Consider the following 16117-nt stretch of genomic DNA (forward strand, 5'->3'; position numbering starts at 1 on the left):
GACTAACACTAGTCATGATCTTTGTTCCACCTGATTTTTATTCCGCCTTTTTCGTCGTCAATGGCTTTCAGGTGCAACACGATGCCACGCATACGGGCTTCTCTTCTTTCTGATCTGGTCAGGTTTTCATCTCCCTTTGGATTTCTGAGTGGAATGTCCATCTGAACATTTGTACCGGTACCCAAAGCATAAATACCCTTTACATTAAAGTTTAAAGCACTGGAGTTGATCTGCATCGGACTGATTTCTACCTTGTCGCCACGGATATTAAGGGTTCCATCAAGATTTTTGATCTCCACGTTTGATAGGTTTCTGTTGGCAAAAGCAAATTTACCTACCTTAACCATCGGCTCGAAATTAACCAGGGCAGCATTGTTCAGGTTAAATACCACTTTACCATTGATTGATCGCGGAAGAATTTTTCCTGCGTGCGATATCCTTCCCGAAATGTTAACCAACGATGATAAGTAACCTTTTAAATTTTTATTGGTAATGGTATTTTGACCGAAGTTATCAAACGAATAGAAAAAATCTTTCACGCTTACATGGCTGATCTTTGAGTTGACCTTAAAACTATTTGATGCCGCTTCCTGCATAATATTTCCATTTAGGGATAACTGACCTCCTGCATGCATTACACTGATTTTGTTAAAGAATATGCCTCCGCCACGTAGAGAAATGTTGGCATCAAGATTTTTGGCCAGAAAATGGTCATAAATGGCTTTATCTACCGTTAAGCGGATATCCATTTTAGAAAGTTCCAGCACATTGCTTAGTTCTTTCGAAACAACTTGTTTATTGTTGCCCGATTTTTTCTTAGCCGTTCTCGGACCTAAGAAAGGTAAAAACTCTTTTAGGTAAAGCTGCGGGCTCGACATTTTTAAGTTCACCAATATTTTTTCAGGAGCTGTATAATAGAGGTTGGCAAAATTGGCGATACTACAGCTCACATTCAACTCACTTTTGCCCAGTTGAAAATGCCCATTTTGTATGGATAAATCATTTTGGTTAAAATCGATATTTAAAGCGCTCTTTACTAAATGAAGTTTTCTGGGGATATAAACGATATCGGCGTCGGCAATTCGTATTTTACCGGAAACCACCGGTTTGGTGAACCTGAAATTATCGATATCGGCCTTGCAATAAAGCCTTAAGTCGGCTGTTCCACTTTTAAAATCGAAGTCGTTCGTACCTAATGAATGGTTTAAGTTCGTTAGTGGAAATTGCGAGGTAACCAATCCGGTTGCAATAGGGCGGGAGAGATTGTTAACCGTAAACGTATCGATCTTAAGCGGTGCATTAAAATATTTTGCCGTAAGCCTGTGAAATTTGATGGACGAGTTTTCATCGCCAATAATGCCGCCAACGGTATCGCGGTTGGTGAATGAACCATCGAAATTACACGCCGTTAGTTTACCCGCCGGGATGGAAACCACATTATCCCTCACGGTTATGCCTACATTGATCAAAGGATCTCCATATTTTCCTGATCCGTCATCAACGATATTTCCGCGGATATCAATGGGTTTTTCAATTCCAAATTTTAGCAGTTTGGAAGAAATGTTGGGTGATAAGAGTAAAGCAACATCTCTGAAGAGGATGTCATCAACAGCAATGCTAATGGCAAAAGCAGATTTAGCGAGTTCTATTTTGGCGCCAATTTTAAAAGGGTGACCACCAATGTTAAGGATTTCAGGACTCAGGATTATCGCATCCAGATCTCTGCTATAATGTGCATTTAAAGTGCCTTCCAGGGTTTTATCTTTTAAAAAGCTACCTTTTCGGGTATTAAAGGCAAAACTGTTTACTTTGGTGATCAACTTAATGTTACCCGTCCAGCCGCTATCCGGATATTCCATCCTGCCCTTAATCTGATCAATATTAAAATTAAACAGCTTAAATCTTTTCTTATTATCTAAAACCAAACTCACCTTGTTAAAATCAATTTTTTTCACCTCAAGTGCTGAAGATTTCGTTGGGGATTTTTTATCGGTTTTAGGTTTGCTTTTAAAGATACTGGTATTGCTATAGCCTGTTGAATCAGTATAGATATAAATGGAAGCATTGTTAATGGAAATCTGTCTAATATTGATGTTGCCTGTAATAAGGGAGAGTATGTTTAAAGATACATCAATATCCTGTGCCTTTAACAGGTCGTGTTTGTGCTGCGCCCACAGGCTATCCCTTAACAAAACGCCATTCAAAGAAACAGAAACCCCCGGAAAGCTTTTCAAAAGCGTAGGCTCCATGCTGGTGGCGGTAATCTGTCCGTTTAAGTTTTTATTTAATTGCGATAGGATAGAAGCCAATACTTCTTTTTTAGTTCTGCTGATGTAAAAAGCACCCGCCAGCCAGGTTAATATAATCAGTACAACTAAAACCGATACAATTTTTAAAGAGATTTTAAGCCAGCGCTTCATAAACAAGATTTGATTGAACCAATATAATGTTTTTTGCCAGCTAATTGTTTGGCTAACAATAAAAATAGCTGTAATAGTAGCAGCTCTTATCAATCAGTTAGCCCAGAAGAGATTCCAGATCCGGGTGGTATTGTGATGTGAGGAAATGAGTAATCTTGAAATCGGCCAAACGGTGTTTATAAAAGGGGTCTTCCATCAGGATTTTTTTTAATTCAGTCTCATCTTTGGCAAGTGCCAAAATGATTCCACCGGTTCGGGGCACCTTTCTGCCCGAGGCCACAAAAACGTTCTGTTTATAATATTTTTTAAGGTACCTAACGTGTGCCTCCATATGCTCATCCAGTTCTTCTAAAGGAACAATATATTTCAGATCAACAATAAACATATTACTCATAGCAAGTGCGCAAAAACAGTAGAATGCCAGCTGTTTTTAAAGGGAACTTCCCACTTCGTTTCCAGCTCGGCCAGGTTTTGTACCATATTGTTGAATACGGTAGTTTCTGGGGTAACCTGTTTAATATTTACCAAAGTTTCAAAGTCCTCTTTGTTGTTTACCACTACCTCTCCATTTACTTTATAGGCAATATTGAAACGGTTAAAAAGATCCACATGGTATTCCTGTTCAATTTCTTTCATTAAGCGAACAGAGCTATCAATAGAGCAGCCGGTAACGCCAGCCCTGCTCTCATCAACGATCAGAATGATAAAAAAGCCATAGCGTATTTCTGCCTTGGCTAACAATTCATTTCCATGTGCTTTCCACTGGTTAGTAAAGGCGGTTAGCTTGTTTAAGATCTCAGTTTCTTCGCCTGAAGTAAATTTGCGATCGCTTTGGTATATCCAAACTCTTGATTGTGGAGAAAAACTCATATACAAATTTACGATTTTAATTAAATTGCTGTGTTAAAAACGCTAGCCCGATGAAAAAGTTTACATGCTGCTTGAAAATATCCCTAATTCCGGCTTCTTGTCTGTTTTTATGCTCTTTTTCTGACCCCGAATCCATGGAGCAATGTGCCAGCTATCTTCAAAAAACCTTTACCGACCACTACGATAGCAGCCAGGAAAGTGACCGGATAAAACGCTACGAATTAAATGTTACCAACAACGGCTTTTGCCGGTACAAGCGATATTTTAATAACGGTAAAACGGAGTATTTCGCATTTAAGCTGTCGAAATTTAAAGATATGGACTATTATGGTACAACCACCGCAGGAAAATTATATATCCATACCAGGGGTGATGATGTGATTGTGCAGACTTATAAAGACAGGGGAGGTGATGTAGACTCGATGGCGACACAGATTATTATTCCATTAAAAAATATTGAAGCCGAAGATTTAAACCTGATCCGCGATAACCTGAATAAAATCAATGCAGAGGTTTCAATTCTTCAGAAGCCATAGGTAAAGAATTAACATTGGTGATATTACAATTGCTTTGAAAGAATAAACATGAGTTACATGGCGATGTAAAGATTTTTGATTGTTTTTGGAGCGCAGTGTCATTCGCTTTTTTTAAAGTTATTCCTGCTCTCCGCTTTATCCCCGATGAAGGATCGGGCGATGCACGCTCCGATCAGGGCTATGAACTTGGGCCTGTTGTACGGAAAAACCAACATAGTAGCAAAAAATGAGTAAATTAAACCTGATCGAACGGATGCCATTTTTCATGGCAGGAGGTAGAGCAGGAAGAAATTAGCCTATGGAGAACTGCAATTGCTTTCCTGAAAAGTAAGGAAGCACTAAACCTCTTGTTGGTCAAAAATTAATAAATAAAAATTAGAATTGTTGATCGTTTTTTGGAGCGCAATGTCATTCGCTTTTTTTAAAGTTATTCCTGCTCTCCGCTTTATCCCGGCGAAAAGCCGGGATGCACGCTCCGATCAGGGCTATGAACTTGGGCCTGTTGTACGGAAAAACCAACATAGTAGCAAAAAATGAGTAAATTAAACCTGATTGAACGGATGCCATTTTTCATGGCAGGAGGTAGAGCAGGAAGAAATTAACCTATGGAGAACTGCAATTGCTTTCCTGGAAATAAAGCAGCAGGGGATGATTTTAAGATAATTGTTTGTTTTAGGAGCGCAGTCTCGCTGGGCGTCATTCTTCGCGCAGGCGGGTATCTTAAAACATTTGCATTAAGATTACTCATTAATTTTTTGTTTTGAATTAGTGCTCATGAGTATTACAAGGCTCCAAATTGGGGCAGGAATGACAAAACCTAACCCCCGGGATGACAATTACGCCTAATGATACAGCTTCGTTATGTAGGTTCAACAATGGTTACAGTCCGTTTGCCCTTGCCGTAATCTCCGCAATATCCAACACCTTCACTTCCTGTTCTTTATCTTTTAATTTAACACCATCACTTAGCATCGTCATACAGAATGGACATCCTGCGGCAATAACCTGTGGCCCGGTTTCTAAAGCCTCGTCAATACGTTCTACGTTGATGTCTTTATTTCCCTTTTCTGGTTCTTTAAACATCTGGGCACCGCCGGCACCGCAACATAAGCCATTGCTTTTGCAGCGTTTCATTTCTACCAGCTGCGCATCAAGTACCTCTAAAGCTTTTCTGGGCGCTTCGTAAATTCCATTCCCCCGGCCCAGGTAACATGGATCGTGGTAAGTAATTTTTTTGCCTTTGAAACTTTCACCACCTTCGGCTTTCAGTTTGCCCTCGTTAATTAAATCCTGTATCAATTGCGTATGGTGGATCACTTCGTAAGCGCCACCTAAACCCGGATATTCGTTTTTAATGGTGTTGAAGCAATGCGGGCAGCCTGTAACAATTTTTTTGATGTTATAAGCATTCAATACCTCAATATTGGCCATGGCCTGCATCTGGAAAAGAAATTCATTACCAGCCCTTTTAGCGGGATCACCTGTACAACTCTCTTCTGTTCCTAAAACCGCATATTTAATGCCTACATGATGTAAGATCTTACAAATGTCGCGGGTAATTTTCTGCGCTCTTTCATCATAACTTCCGGCACAGCCTACCCAAAATAATATTTCCGGTTCTTCACCTGCGGCCATTAACTCGGCCATAGTAGGGACTTTAAATTCCATTTGTCTATTATCTAGTATCAAGTATGAAGTATCAGGTATCAAGACTTCATGTAATTATTTAATTTATTGCCAACTGAAAACTGTCAATTGCGAATTGCTAACTGAAAACTGTCAACTGCTAATTGCTAACTCTCCTGCGCCCAGTTAAAACGATCAGCAGGGGAGTATTTCCAAGGGGCCTGGTTATTCTCAATGTTGCCCAGCATCGCATTAATACTTCCTGGTGCCTGCGATTCTTCCATCACAGCAAAACGGCGGAGCTCCATAATAATCTGTAAGGGATCAATATTTACCGGACAGGCTTCAACACAGGCATTGCAGCTGGTGCAGGCCCAAATCTCTTCCCTGCTGATGTAATCGTCCAATAAGGATTTTCCGTCCTGGTGTTCTGCACCGTGTTTATCAATGTTCTGGCCCACTTCAGTAATCCGGTCGCGGGTATCCATCATAATTTTTCTTGGCGATAAAAGTTTGCCCGTAATATTTGCAGGACATACTGAAGTACATCTTCCACATTCAGTGCAGGTATAGGCATTCATCAGGTTTACCCAACTTAAATCAGTTACGTCTTTTGCTCCGAATTTACCTGCTTCTGTTTCTGCCGGTACAAAAGAAGGATCGAGCATTGCTTTTACCTCATTGGTAACCGAAGCCATATTGGTAAACTCCCCCTTAGGTTCCAGATTAGAAAAATAGGTGTTTGGAAAGGCAAAAAGAATATGGAAATGTTTTGAATAGGGCAGGTAATTTAGAAAGGCCAGGATACCTATAATGTGAAACCACCAACAGCTGCGTTCTATCGTGATCAGGGCACTTTCTGATGCTGGCAAAATGCTCATTAAATACTGGCTTACCGGAAATGCACCAGCAGTAACATAATGGCTGGCGCCCATAAGCTGGAGTTTTGCGTCTGCTGCATTCATGAACAGGAAAGCACTCATTAATAAAATTTCGGTAATGAGGATATAGTTGGCATCAGATTTTGGCCAGCTTTTCATCTCTACGCCACTAAAACGTTTGATTTTCAGAATATTCCTTCGTACCAGAAAAATAGCACAGGAAACCCAAACGGTAAAGGCCAGGATTTCGAAAGACCCGATCAGAAAATTATATAAACCACCCAAACCGTTAAAAATACGATGAGTGCCGAATAACCCGTCAATCATGATCTCCAATACTTCGATGTTGATAATGACGAAGCCGATGTAAACAAAAAAATGGAGAAAGGCAGGGATAGGGCGAACAACCATTTTAGACTGCCCAAAAGCAACCCGAAGCATGGTTAATAATCTTTTTTGCGGTTGATCTTGTCGATTTACCGGTTTGCCCAGGCGGATATTGCGAATTATTTTACGCAGGTTAACTGTAAACAGCGCAATTGCTGCAAGTGTAAGTACTAGAAAAATGATCTGTGCTACCATGCAATATTAGATTGTAATGCTAAAATAGGATATTAATCCAAATAAATTACTATGCATGCATAAAAAAATGGTAAAAAATTTTTGTTTGTATTCATTCTAAGCAGAGATGATCTTATAGATTTTGAAAAATTAAAAATTAATTAATTGATAATCAGCTTTACAGTTAAATAATGGAAAAAAAATTTTGCTTTTGAAAAAAGAACACTACATTTGCAATCCCAAACGGATGGTGCCATAGCTCAGTCGGTAGAGCAAAGGACTGAAAATCCTTGTGTCCCTGGTTCGAATCCAGGTGGCACCACTTCCAAAAGCCTTTCAGAAATGAGAGGCTTTTTTGGTTTTTGACGGTTTTTGAAATACGAAATACAGATTCCCTGTCACAAATGATTTTAGGTAAATGAATAAAAATATTTGTAAGATATCTTTCTGCTTATCAAAAAGTTGACGTTTTATCTTTGCGTTTGTATAAAAAAACTGAAATCCTTTTTTGGATTTGAGAAAAAGAACACTACATTTGCAATCCCAAACGGATGGTGCCATAGCTCAGTCGGTAGAGCAAAGGACTGAAAATCCTTGTGTCCCTGGTTCGAATCCAGGTGGCACCACTTCCAAAAGCCTTTCAGTAATGAAAGGCTTTTTTGGTTTTAATATGTTTCGTAAATCTTACCGCTCGGCTATTTCTTTTACTTTTGCTAAGGCTTTTGGCCATGTTTCCTGAAAAAATTCTACCCATTCTTCAACCATATCCATATCGATCAGTAGTTCAGTTTCGCCATTTTTTTCGTTCAAAGTATAATTTTCGAAAGCTTCGCCCCAATTGTGCAACGCTTCTTTGCCATCTTTGATTTCGCCAATATGTTTGATAGACAGGTGTTGATTGGGTATGTTTTCGTGGATCACCGCAAGCATCCCATTTCCTTTGCCATCTCCAAAAATGGCCCGGCTTCCTTTTTTCCAGTCGGTTTCCACTTGCGATCCTTCAGCAAACACAGCGGTCCATTCAGGGTAGGTTTTTAAACCAAAAAGTACCTCCCAAACTTTCGCTCTCGGAGCATTAATCGTGATTTTAAATTGAGTTTTTTCCATAAGTTGTAGTTTAAGTTTTGTGATTCTTTACTAAATTTAATTAAGAATGTATTCAGTATGGTTGACTATTAATTTGTTAGCTCAAATTTGCAACTAAACGGCCTGATTATAGCGGTGCAAAGGCGACAATTTAGGGGGCATAAGGGATAACATTCTTGGTACTTCTTTAAAATATCTTCCTAAATTTAATAATTATCGTTGTGGAAAGTAATTTAATCGGTAGATTTACGTAGTTCATCAATAGCTGGGCATGAGTACACGATATTCTGCATGGGAAGGAACTGTAGATAGATAAAAGTTTGTTTTGGAACAACCCTAACAATGCCTGATCCGTATATTGAACATTATATTATAATAATTTCTATGAGAAATAAGAGATTCCTTCATCTGGCGGTACTAAGTTTTCTAAGCTTTATAGCCGTTAGTGGCTGCAAAAAGAGCAGTACAGTTCCTGAAGAGCCTGAAACACCTCCCGTTGTAACAACGCCTACTGGAACGCGGGATGAATTGACCAAAGATTCTATCTTTTTATACGGAAAGGAACTTTATTACTGGAATACTTCGCTCCCAACCTATGACGTATTTAATCCAAGGAGATTCAGTTCAAATGAAGCTGAACTATACGCCATGACACAGTATTCCTTAGATCCGGCCACAGGTAAGCCATATGAATATGTAAACAATTCTGGGGAACCTAAATATTCGTTTTTCGACTATACTTCAGCTACAACAGGAAAAACAGGGTCACTTAAAGCCGATGTAAATGGCTCGGCAAATGATTATGGTTTTTCTGTTCAGTATAATTATGATAGCACTACAGATTTAAGGGTAAAATATGTATATCCAAACTCGTCAGCGGCATTGCAGGGTTTAACACGGGGTTGTAGGATAACCAGCGTAAACGGAAGAACCGATCTGACCTATCCAGGTGCGGTTAATTTTTTAAACAATGCTATTTTCGGTGCAAACGCTACGGTTACTTTAGCATTTAATGATTTAGCCGGCAATCCGAAGACAGCTGTTGTAACAAGCGGTATATACACGGTTAATCCGATATTGTTTACAAATGTTTATACGGTTGGTACAAAGAAGGTGGGCTACATTGTATTTAATAGTTTCACCAATAATGCCTCTTCAGCCATAAATGCGGTTTTTTCTAATTTTGCTACGCAGGGCGTGAGCGAAGTGGTTGTTGATTTACGCTATAATGGCGGTGGTTATGTTTCTACAGCTATTGAAATGATCAATCTGATGGCGCCAGCGGGAGAAAACGGTAATACGATGTTTACTTCTTATTATAATAACTATTTGCAAAACATTACTACTGCCCAGCGCAAAGCCTCCGTTTTGGCGCACCAACCCCTGTTGGATGATGCAGGTAAATTGCAGACTTTTACCACGGGGGTAAACGGAAAATATGCTACCTATGCTGATTTAAATTACTCGCCAACAGCTGCAGACAATGTTGAAAAATTTGCGAAATCGGGTAGTTTAACGTTGAATAGGGTCTATTTCATCGTAACGGGCGCTACTGCATCTGCCAGCGAACTCACCATTAACAGCTTAAAACCGGTAATGGATGTAAAGTTAATCGGGCGAACAACTTATGGTAAACCAGTGGGTTTCTTTCCCATCAGGATAGATAAAGTAGATATGTATATCCCTGAATTTGAAACCAAAAATAAACTTGGTGAAGGTGGCTATTATAGTGGTCTTACGGTTGATAAAGAATCGCCGGAGGATTTAAGTAAGGCATGGGGCGATGAAACCGAGATTTTGCTGAATTACGCTTTGACTTATGCGAAGAACGGCAATTTTGTGATTACGGCGAAAAAGACATCCAGTTTAAGTACAACCACTACAGCAGTACCCAAATTGTCAATAGCTCAATTAAGGGAGTTGGATGAAAAACTGGATCCAAATGGCTTTAAAGGGATGGTGATGACACCTCACAAGAAATTTTAATGAAGCTTTAATAAAAATGCCCGCTTGACTAAATATGTTAAGCGGGCATTTTTTGTTTAAGATCATATTTACAACAATATTTTACTGCTGATATCTTTGTTAATGGTAATATAACCAGGATATTTAACGGGTGTACTGCCCAGCATAAAAGTCGGTCGTATTTTAATAGTTAACAAGCCTAATTTTTCATCTTTTGATGATGATCCTTTTTGAGCCGCCTTTATTATATCGTTAAAAACATTCCCATTAGAAATCAATCCATAGATGTTGCTCATCAACTGTACCGGAACAGTAACGGTTTGACCTTGTGCAATGCTCACATTTTGATTAACAATGCCTTCTGCCAGATCGGTATTATTAACCAGTATTTTATATTCAAACTGGTTGATGGCTGCTAAATTGCCTGACGGGTTGGTTATTTCCAAATTCAGGTTTGCTTTTAGAGGAATGTCTTTTCTCAACAAGCCTAAGGCCACCCCGGGTAAGCTGGTTAGGCTGAAGCTTTGCTGATCCATTAATTTTTTTACATCTGTTCCTGCTATTGTTACCTGCTTTACTCCGGTAATTTTATAGGTGCAGTCTTCCAGGGCTTTTATCTGTTGCGCCTGCCTGTTTATTCCGCAGCCAAAAATGCTTATGGTCAACAAGAAAAGCAATACTTTATTTTTCATATCATTCATAACGGCAAAATACTAAAACTATTTCAGCCACAAGATGGGTTTAACCAAAATTAACTTAGGCGCTTGGGGTAGCGGTTTCAATGTCATCGCGTTTTTCCTCATCGTCAGTTTTACTTTTTTCAACCGGTTTTTCCGTCATGTCTGCTTTTTTAGCCTGATCATCTGGTTTTGCTTTTTCGTCAACTTCATCTTCTCTGGTTTTTTGCTCTTGTTCATTTGGTTGAACCTTTTCCTTTTCAGTTGAAGGCGTAACGGTTTCTATTTCCAGTTGTACATCATCTGTTGGTTTCGGATGATCACTGTTTGGCGTGATTGCTTTTTTATTTTCCATGGTATAAATCTGTTTTATAGTTATAATGGAATTCAATTGTATTTTGTTTGCTTTTATTTTAAAACAACTGGTCGTTTGTTAATTTTGCACAAAATGATAAGATATGGCCATAACCATTAGGAAGATAACACCAGCAGATAATATTGCTACAGCTTCAATGATCAGAACGGTGTTAAGGGAATTTAAAGTAGACAGGCCAGGCACTGTTTATACCGATCCGACAACCGACGAATTGTCCACACTTTTTGAGCAACCTAAATCGGCTTACTGGCTTGCGGAAGAAGACGGAGCTATTATTGGTGGCTGCGGCATTTATCCAACAGATGGCCTGCCGGATGGTTGTGTTGAACTCGTAAAATTTTATGCCCTTCCAGCTTCACGTGGCAAAGGCATCGGTAGGATGCTGATGGAAAAGAGTATAGAATCTGCCCAGCATTTTGGTTATAATGAGATTTATCTGGAGTCTTTTCCGGAACTGGCCAAAGCCATCACCATGTACGAAAAGGCTGGGTTTAAAAAACTCGCAGGTCCGATGGGTAATTCTGGACACTACGCCTGTAATATTTGGATGTTATTGGTTTTATAACTGGTTTAATTGACGAAATCGGTCAATCGGTTAACTGCAGAAATCCAGCTCAGTTAACCGATTTTATTTTACTTTTATTTTTAATTTTTGCCTACCCTGTTTTCTTCTTCGCCGGTTCCGGTTTGTCTTTTGCGGGCGGTTTTGATTTTCATATTTCCGAATTTATAAGTGAAACTTAGGTTCACCCTCCGACTTTCCCATTCATTTTGCCAGTAGGTTTTAATGTTGTTGTACTCCAGGTTTGCCCTGAATTTACTCGTATTAAAAATATCGTTTACTTTTAGTGCCAGTGTGGCATTTTTATTCCAGAATAATTTTTTAACACCGATATTGAGCTGATAACTTTCTAAGTTACGAAAAAGACCATTAACCGATGGGGAATCGTAAAAGGCATAGGTGGTTAAGCTATAGTTTTTAGGTAAAGTAATGGTATTATCCATAACCACCGACCAGTTCCAGGAGAAAGCATTAAATCCGTTACCTTGTACAGCTGATTGGGTTCGGTTAAATCCCGCCGAAACTTCGGTACTGTTGTTCCACCATTTGGTTATATCGAAAGGATTCCCCGTTGCCATGTAAAAGTTTGTGGTACGGTTCAGGTTTTCTGGTCTGGAAATGCTTTCTTTCGTAATATCGTTCTGATAAACCACCTCCGATATCGAACCATTGTTAACCGAATAACTTAAAGTCAATATCCTGAAGTTTTTAATGGAATAATTCAATTCGAAACTATTTGCGTAAGAGGGCTGTAGTAACGGATTTCCCTGTAGGGCAGTATAGGGATCGGAATAAAATGTAAACGGATTTAAGCTGCTGTATGATGGTCTGTTAATACTCTTACGGTATGCAGCTGTTATCAGGTTGTTTGAGTCGAGTTTTAGGGATACAAAAACTGTTGGAAAAAGCTTCCAGTATTTTCGGTTGATCAGGGTATTGGTACCGGAAGAACTGCCATTGCCTAAAGTCTGTTCTGCACGTAAACCGGCTTTGATCTGTAGATTTTTAAAATTTTGATCAAGGGAAAGATAACCTGCATTAATGTTTTCGTTGTAAGAAAAGGCGTTGGTTCTGCGGGGATCGGTGATCCAGCCAGCGGTTTTGAGTGAATCGAAACGAACATCGCTCTGCGATTCTACCCAGCTGCTTTTCCAGCCGGTTTCCATTTTTAATGTTTTTGAAAAATTTAAGCTATAGTCAGCCTTGATCGAATAGATAGAAACGTTTCCCATCCCTTTGTTACGCAAATCGATTGGATTGCCGATCAGCTGTTCATTTGCATCAAGATAATTATTGGTAAAAGTTTCGTTTTTGCTGTTATCGAACCTCACGTAATCAGCATCAAAGCCCAATTCTCCGCCCAGTGTATCCGTTTTAAAACGGTAGTTCAGGTTAAATGCATGGTTTTTTTCGGTATTGCTTTGTGGGTTGAACATTGATGTACTGCCCATTTTTGCACCAGCCGCATTATAATTTATTGAATTGCTATTAACCTTTGTTTCCTCAGGAGCCGTGAAGCCTTTTACCATCAGCCCTAATGTATGTTTCCCGTTGATGAAATAATCGGCACCGGTAGAATAATTTAAGCTGTTGGTTACCGGATGCCAAAAATTAAGCTGATTATACTGTTCATCGCCTATGGTTCTGTTTAACGTTAGCCTGTTATATGAGTTATAATGTCCGGCGTCTAGGCGCAGATAAGTACTCACCTTGCCGATATTGTAATTCAGGTTGGTACCTCCAAAAGCTTTTTCATAACGCCCATAACCACCGCCCAGATTCATGTTTCCGTTAAATCCCTGCATTTTATTTCTTTTCAGTTTGATATTAATGATGCCTGCTGTACCTGCGGCATCAAAAGAAGATGGGGGATTAGAAATTAATTCTAATTTGCTTAATACAGATCCGGGCAATGATTTTAGGTAAGTGGTCAGTTCCAAGCCCGTCATATAGCTCATCTTACCATCAATCATTATAATAATGCCTTTTTTACCTTTAAGTACGATGTTATCGTCTTTATCCAGTTTTACGCCTGGCGACCTGCTGATTACTTCCAATGCATTATCGCCAGCGGTATTCATCTGTTCTACATTTACAATCACCCGGTCTGCCTTTTGGTCAATTACGGGCATTTTTGATATAATATTTACTTCTTTCAGGTTTTGAGTTTCATCTGACAGTACAATTAATGGGACTTTTACGGCCATAGCTTTTACTTCAAATGGTGCAGACAGGGCTTTTCTATAACCCATCATTACGGCTTTAATAAGATATCTGCCTGGTTTAACATTACTAAATTCGTATAAACCTTGCTGGTTGGTAACCTGTAAAGTAACCGAAGAAGAATCGGGTAAGTGGATTAAGGCTACTGAAGCATAATCAAGGGCTTTATTTCTTTTATCGATAATGGTTCCTGATACCTTAGTGTTTTGAGCAAGAGTAGTTTGAAAATTGAAAATAAATAGAACAAGAAGTAGAGATTTAAAAAAGAGGTTCATCATTGTGTTTGTTTTATATTGATGATTCAAAGATGAAGTGCTGTTAAGTTGTTTGAAATTATATAATCCCAACCCTTTAAAATATTATCCCAATCCAGTTTTGGGGCATAAATGGCATTCATCCTTAATTTACCCGGGTTTGGATAATTATTTGCACGTTTGGAATAAGAAAATAGGCAGTTAAAAAAGCTTTGTCTAGTTTTAGTGCATGAAAACAATCAAAATCATTTCCATTCACATAGTTTGCTGGGTACTTGTTTTAGGATATTTTTACGGCGGAGCAATTATAAAAGGAATTACCTTAAGGCAATCGGCATTCAATATATCCATGAATTTTATCCAGTTGATAGAATTCTATATCTGTTATCTGTGGATTTATCCTAAATATTTAAAAAAGAACAAATTACCCCAGCTAATTGGTGGTATTTTATTTACCATAGCCGTTTTTATATCACTTCGGTATTTAATAGAGGAGATTCTCTATCGAAAATGGTTTGGTTTTCATAATTATGGTGATGGCGTAACGGCATGGAATTATATATCTGATAATATTTATTGGAGTTTAGCTTTTATTGTGGTGCCAGCCGCAGTATATGGAATTGAACAGAGCTTTAAGTCGGAGCAGGTTAACCGGAAATTAAAGGAAGAAGTGGTTAAGGCGGAACTTTCCTTTTTGAAGTCGCAGATCAATCCGCATTTTCTGTACAATACTTTAAATTATGTTTATTCGCTGGCTATTCCTGTTTCAGATCAGCTGGCCAATGCAGTTTTGCGTTTGTCAGACCTGATGCGTTACACCTTGAACGACAGCCCGGATGGTAAAGTAGGTTTAGATAAAGAAGTTGAGTATTTGGAGAGTTATGTGGCGTTGTTCAGGATGCGTTTTGAACCTAATTTTTATGTCGATTTTATTGCAGATGGTATCGCTGATCAAAAAATAGCTTCGCTGATATTGATCCCGTTTGTTGAAAATGCTTTTAAGCATGGCGTGGTTAATGATGCGGCGCAGCCAGTACGCATCAGGCTGAAGGTGCAACAAAAAAGACTAAGTTTTGAAGTGAGCAATAAGATCAGCCATGCGCAGAAAGACCTCTCAAGCGGTGTAGGTATGGTAAATATCCACCGTAGGTTAGATCTGATTTATCCCGATAAGCATGAGTTGTTAATCTCAAACAACGGCAATACTTATAAAAGTACTTTGATCTTAAATCTCTGATGTATAATTTGTATCATTGAAAACTATTCTAATGTTAATTCATGCTAATCGCCAACCCCTAACCGCTAAACCCTAACCCATGATCCGTTGCCTTGCCGTTGATGATGAATCATATGCTTCAGATATTATTGCTGGCTTTATCAGCAAAACCCCATTTTTAGATTTGGTTGGAACCACTACCAATGCTTTTGAAGCACTTAATCTCGTTCAGGAGGGTAAGGTAGACCTTGTTTTCTTAGATATACAGATGCCAGAGTTAACAGGGATCCAGTTTTTGAAGATCTGTGGTGGTAAATGCAAAGTGATTTTAACCACGGCCTACCCCGAGTACGCTTTAGAGGGGTTTGATCTTGATGTGGTAGATTATCTGCTTAAGCCGATTTCCTATGAACGTTTTTATAAGGCTGCTACGAAAGCACAACAGATTTTAATGCCTGTAATGCCTGCTCAGCAGGAAGCTGCTTTAAAGCCGCTAACCCAGGGGAATGATTTTGTTTTTATCAAGGGGGATACTAAAAACAAGTTTATTAAGGTTAATTATGAAGATATTCTTTATATAGAGGGTTTAAAAAACTACGTTTCGGTTTATACCGCCACTCAAAGGGTTGTCACTTACCAGGCACTGCGCGAGCTGGAAACCGAACTGCCTCAGCCACCCTTTTACCGTATCCATAAATCATATATTATTTCTCTTGAAAAAATCAAAATGATAGACGGCAATACAGTTTATATCAACGATCAGGCTATCCCCATTGGTGAAACTTATAAAGAAGAATTTTTTAAAGTGGTGAGGGAAGGGAAGAAGTAGGGTAGTGTGGTTAATTGTATAAATCGGTTAACTGG

14 protein-coding genes and 2 tRNA genes are annotated in these 16117 nt (G+C 39.0%); 7 read left to right on the forward strand and 9 right to left on the reverse strand.

What is annotated here, in order from left to right; genetic code table 11:
• Positions 1-8: 8 nt before the first annotated feature.
• The 3 genes from ACFE6N_RS14365 to ACFE6N_RS14375 form a co-directional block, all read right to left on the reverse strand.
• The gene (locus tag ACFE6N_RS14365) at positions 9-2420 is read right to left on the reverse strand and encodes an AsmA family protein (protein WP_378937534.1); all 2412 of its coding nucleotides are present in this window, start codon (positions 2418-2420) and stop codon (positions 9-11) included.
• Between the two features lie 97 nt (positions 2421-2517).
• Positions 2518-2814, reverse strand: coding sequence for a YciI family protein (locus ACFE6N_RS14370; protein WP_378937536.1), 297 nt, complete (start codon positions 2812-2814; stop codon positions 2518-2520).
• Positions 2811-3290 carry an ABC transporter ATPase gene (locus ACFE6N_RS14375; RefSeq protein ID WP_090982652.1) on the reverse strand — a complete coding sequence of 160 codons (480 nt, stop codon included), beginning with the start codon at positions 3288-3290 and terminating at the stop codon, positions 2811-2813. Before ACFE6N_RS14375 ends, ACFE6N_RS14370 begins: the two co-directional genes overlap by 4 nt.
• Before the next feature lie 50 nt (positions 3291-3340).
• Here ACFE6N_RS14375 and ACFE6N_RS14380 point away from each other — a divergent pair, with 50 nt between their 5' ends.
• Entirely contained in the window at positions 3341-3826 is a 486-nt protein-coding gene (locus ACFE6N_RS14380; protein WP_378937538.1) for a hypothetical protein, read from the forward strand.
• 879 nt (positions 3827-4705) lie between these two features.
• Here the strand turns inward: ACFE6N_RS14380 and ACFE6N_RS14385 are convergent.
• Positions 4706-5494 carry a (Fe-S)-binding protein gene (locus tag ACFE6N_RS14385; protein ID WP_378937540.1) on the reverse strand — a complete coding sequence of 263 codons (789 nt, stop codon included), beginning with the start codon at positions 5492-5494 and terminating at the stop codon, positions 4706-4708.
• Positions 5495-5619: 125 nt separating this feature from the next.
• Positions 5620-6915 (reverse strand): 4Fe-4S dicluster domain-containing protein, encoded by a 1296-nt coding sequence (locus tag ACFE6N_RS14390; RefSeq protein WP_378937542.1) that lies wholly within the window; start codon positions 6913-6915, stop codon positions 5620-5622.
• Between the two features lie 228 nt (positions 6916-7143).
• Between ACFE6N_RS14390 and ACFE6N_RS14395 the strand changes: the two genes are divergently transcribed.
• Both ACFE6N_RS14395 and ACFE6N_RS14400 read left to right on the forward strand, forming a co-directional pair.
• Positions 7144-7216: transfer RNA gene (locus ACFE6N_RS14395), tRNA-Phe, on the forward strand.
• Positions 7217-7447: 231 nt separating this feature from the next.
• Positions 7448-7520 (forward strand) — tRNA-Phe (locus ACFE6N_RS14400).
• Between the two features lie 58 nt (positions 7521-7578).
• Here the strand turns inward: ACFE6N_RS14400 and ACFE6N_RS14405 are convergent.
• A complete protein-coding gene (locus ACFE6N_RS14405; RefSeq protein ID WP_378937544.1) occupies positions 7579-8001 on the reverse strand; it encodes an SRPBCC domain-containing protein in 423 nt (140 codons plus the stop codon).
• Positions 8002-8364: 363 nt separating this feature from the next.
• Between ACFE6N_RS14405 and ACFE6N_RS14410 the strand changes: the two genes are divergently transcribed.
• Positions 8365-9966 carry a S41 family peptidase gene (locus tag ACFE6N_RS14410; protein WP_378937546.1) on the forward strand — a complete coding sequence of 534 codons (1602 nt, stop codon included), beginning with the start codon at positions 8365-8367 and terminating at the stop codon, positions 9964-9966.
• Between the two features lie 68 nt (positions 9967-10034).
• On the opposite strand, the gene ACFE6N_RS14415 is transcribed toward ACFE6N_RS14410, so the two are convergent.
• On the reverse strand, positions 10035-10637 hold the full coding sequence (locus ACFE6N_RS14415) for a hypothetical protein (protein ID WP_378937548.1): 603 nt from the start codon (positions 10635-10637) through the stop codon (positions 10035-10037).
• 64 nt (positions 10638-10701) lie between these two features.
• Positions 10702-10977, reverse strand: a complete 276-nt coding sequence (locus ACFE6N_RS14420; protein ID WP_378937550.1) for a hypothetical protein — start codon at positions 10975-10977, stop codon at positions 10702-10704.
• Positions 10978-11080: 103 nt separating this feature from the next.
• On the opposite strand from ACFE6N_RS14420, the gene ACFE6N_RS14425 reads away from it, so the two are divergent.
• Complete coding sequence (locus tag ACFE6N_RS14425) at positions 11081-11563, forward strand: GNAT family N-acetyltransferase (RefSeq protein ID WP_378937552.1); 483 nt, start codon at positions 11081-11083, stop codon at positions 11561-11563.
• An 80-nt stretch (positions 11564-11643) separates the two neighbouring features.
• On the opposite strand, the gene ACFE6N_RS14430 is transcribed toward ACFE6N_RS14425, so the two are convergent.
• A complete protein-coding gene (locus ACFE6N_RS14430; protein WP_378937554.1) occupies positions 11644-14061 on the reverse strand; it encodes an outer membrane beta-barrel family protein in 2418 nt (805 codons plus the stop codon).
• A gap of 205 nt (positions 14062-14266) precedes the next feature.
• Here ACFE6N_RS14430 and ACFE6N_RS14435 point away from each other — a divergent pair, with 205 nt between their 5' ends.
• Both ACFE6N_RS14435 and ACFE6N_RS14440 read left to right on the forward strand, forming a co-directional pair.
• Positions 14267-15274, forward strand: coding sequence for a sensor histidine kinase (locus tag ACFE6N_RS14435; protein WP_378937557.1), 1008 nt, complete (start codon positions 14267-14269; stop codon positions 15272-15274).
• A 79-nt stretch (positions 15275-15353) separates the two neighbouring features.
• A complete protein-coding gene (locus ACFE6N_RS14440) occupies positions 15354-16082 on the forward strand; it encodes a LytR/AlgR family response regulator transcription factor (protein WP_378937559.1) in 729 nt (242 codons plus the stop codon).
• The last annotated feature ends 35 nt before the right edge of the window (positions 16083-16117 follow it).

It is taken from the genome of Pedobacter sp. BG31 (assembly GCF_042464845.1).
GTDB classification, from domain to species: Bacteria; Bacteroidota; Bacteroidia; order Sphingobacteriales; family Sphingobacteriaceae; genus Pedobacter; species Pedobacter suwonensis.

What these genes read in the sequence shown, in the direction of transcription:
- ACFE6N_RS14420 (WP_378937550.1), bottom strand. Translation starts at nt 10,977, where the DNA reads ATGGAAAATAAAAAAGCAATCACGCCAAACAGTGATCATCCGAAACCA.
- ACFE6N_RS14415 (WP_378937548.1), bottom strand. Translation starts at nt 10,637, where the DNA reads ATGAAAAATAAAGTATTGCTTTTCTTGTTGACCATAAGCATTTTTGGC.
- ACFE6N_RS14385 (WP_378937540.1), bottom strand. Translation starts at nt 5,494, where the DNA reads ATGGAATTTAAAGTCCCTACTATGGCCGAGTTAATGGCCGCAGGTGAA.
- ACFE6N_RS14405 (WP_378937544.1), bottom strand. Translation starts at nt 8,001, where the DNA reads ATGGAAAAAACTCAATTTAAAATCACGATTAATGCTCCGAGAGCGAAA.
- ACFE6N_RS14425 (WP_378937552.1), top strand. Translation starts at nt 11,081, where the DNA reads ATGGCCATAACCATTAGGAAGATAACACCAGCAGATAATATTGCTACA.
- ACFE6N_RS14375 (WP_090982652.1), bottom strand. Translation starts at nt 3,290, where the DNA reads ATGAGTTTTTCTCCACAATCAAGAGTTTGGATATACCAAAGCGATCGC.
- ACFE6N_RS14430 (WP_378937554.1), bottom strand. Translation starts at nt 14,061, where the DNA reads ATGATGAACCTCTTTTTTAAATCTCTACTTCTTGTTCTATTTATTTTC.
- ACFE6N_RS14380 (WP_378937538.1), top strand. Translation starts at nt 3,341, where the DNA reads ATGAAAAAGTTTACATGCTGCTTGAAAATATCCCTAATTCCGGCTTCT.
- ACFE6N_RS14440 (WP_378937559.1), top strand. Translation starts at nt 15,354, where the DNA reads ATGATCCGTTGCCTTGCCGTTGATGATGAATCATATGCTTCAGATATT.
- ACFE6N_RS14365 (WP_378937534.1), bottom strand. Translation starts at nt 2,420, where the DNA reads ATGAAGCGCTGGCTTAAAATCTCTTTAAAAATTGTATCGGTTTTAGTT.
- ACFE6N_RS14370 (WP_378937536.1), bottom strand. Translation starts at nt 2,814, where the DNA reads ATGAGTAATATGTTTATTGTTGATCTGAAATATATTGTTCCTTTAGAA.
- ACFE6N_RS14390 (WP_378937542.1), bottom strand. Translation starts at nt 6,915, where the DNA reads ATGGTAGCACAGATCATTTTTCTAGTACTTACACTTGCAGCAATTGCG.
- ACFE6N_RS14410 (WP_378937546.1), top strand. Translation starts at nt 8,365, where the DNA reads ATGAGAAATAAGAGATTCCTTCATCTGGCGGTACTAAGTTTTCTAAGC.
- ACFE6N_RS14435 (WP_378937557.1), top strand. Translation starts at nt 14,267, where the DNA reads ATGAAAACAATCAAAATCATTTCCATTCACATAGTTTGCTGGGTACTT.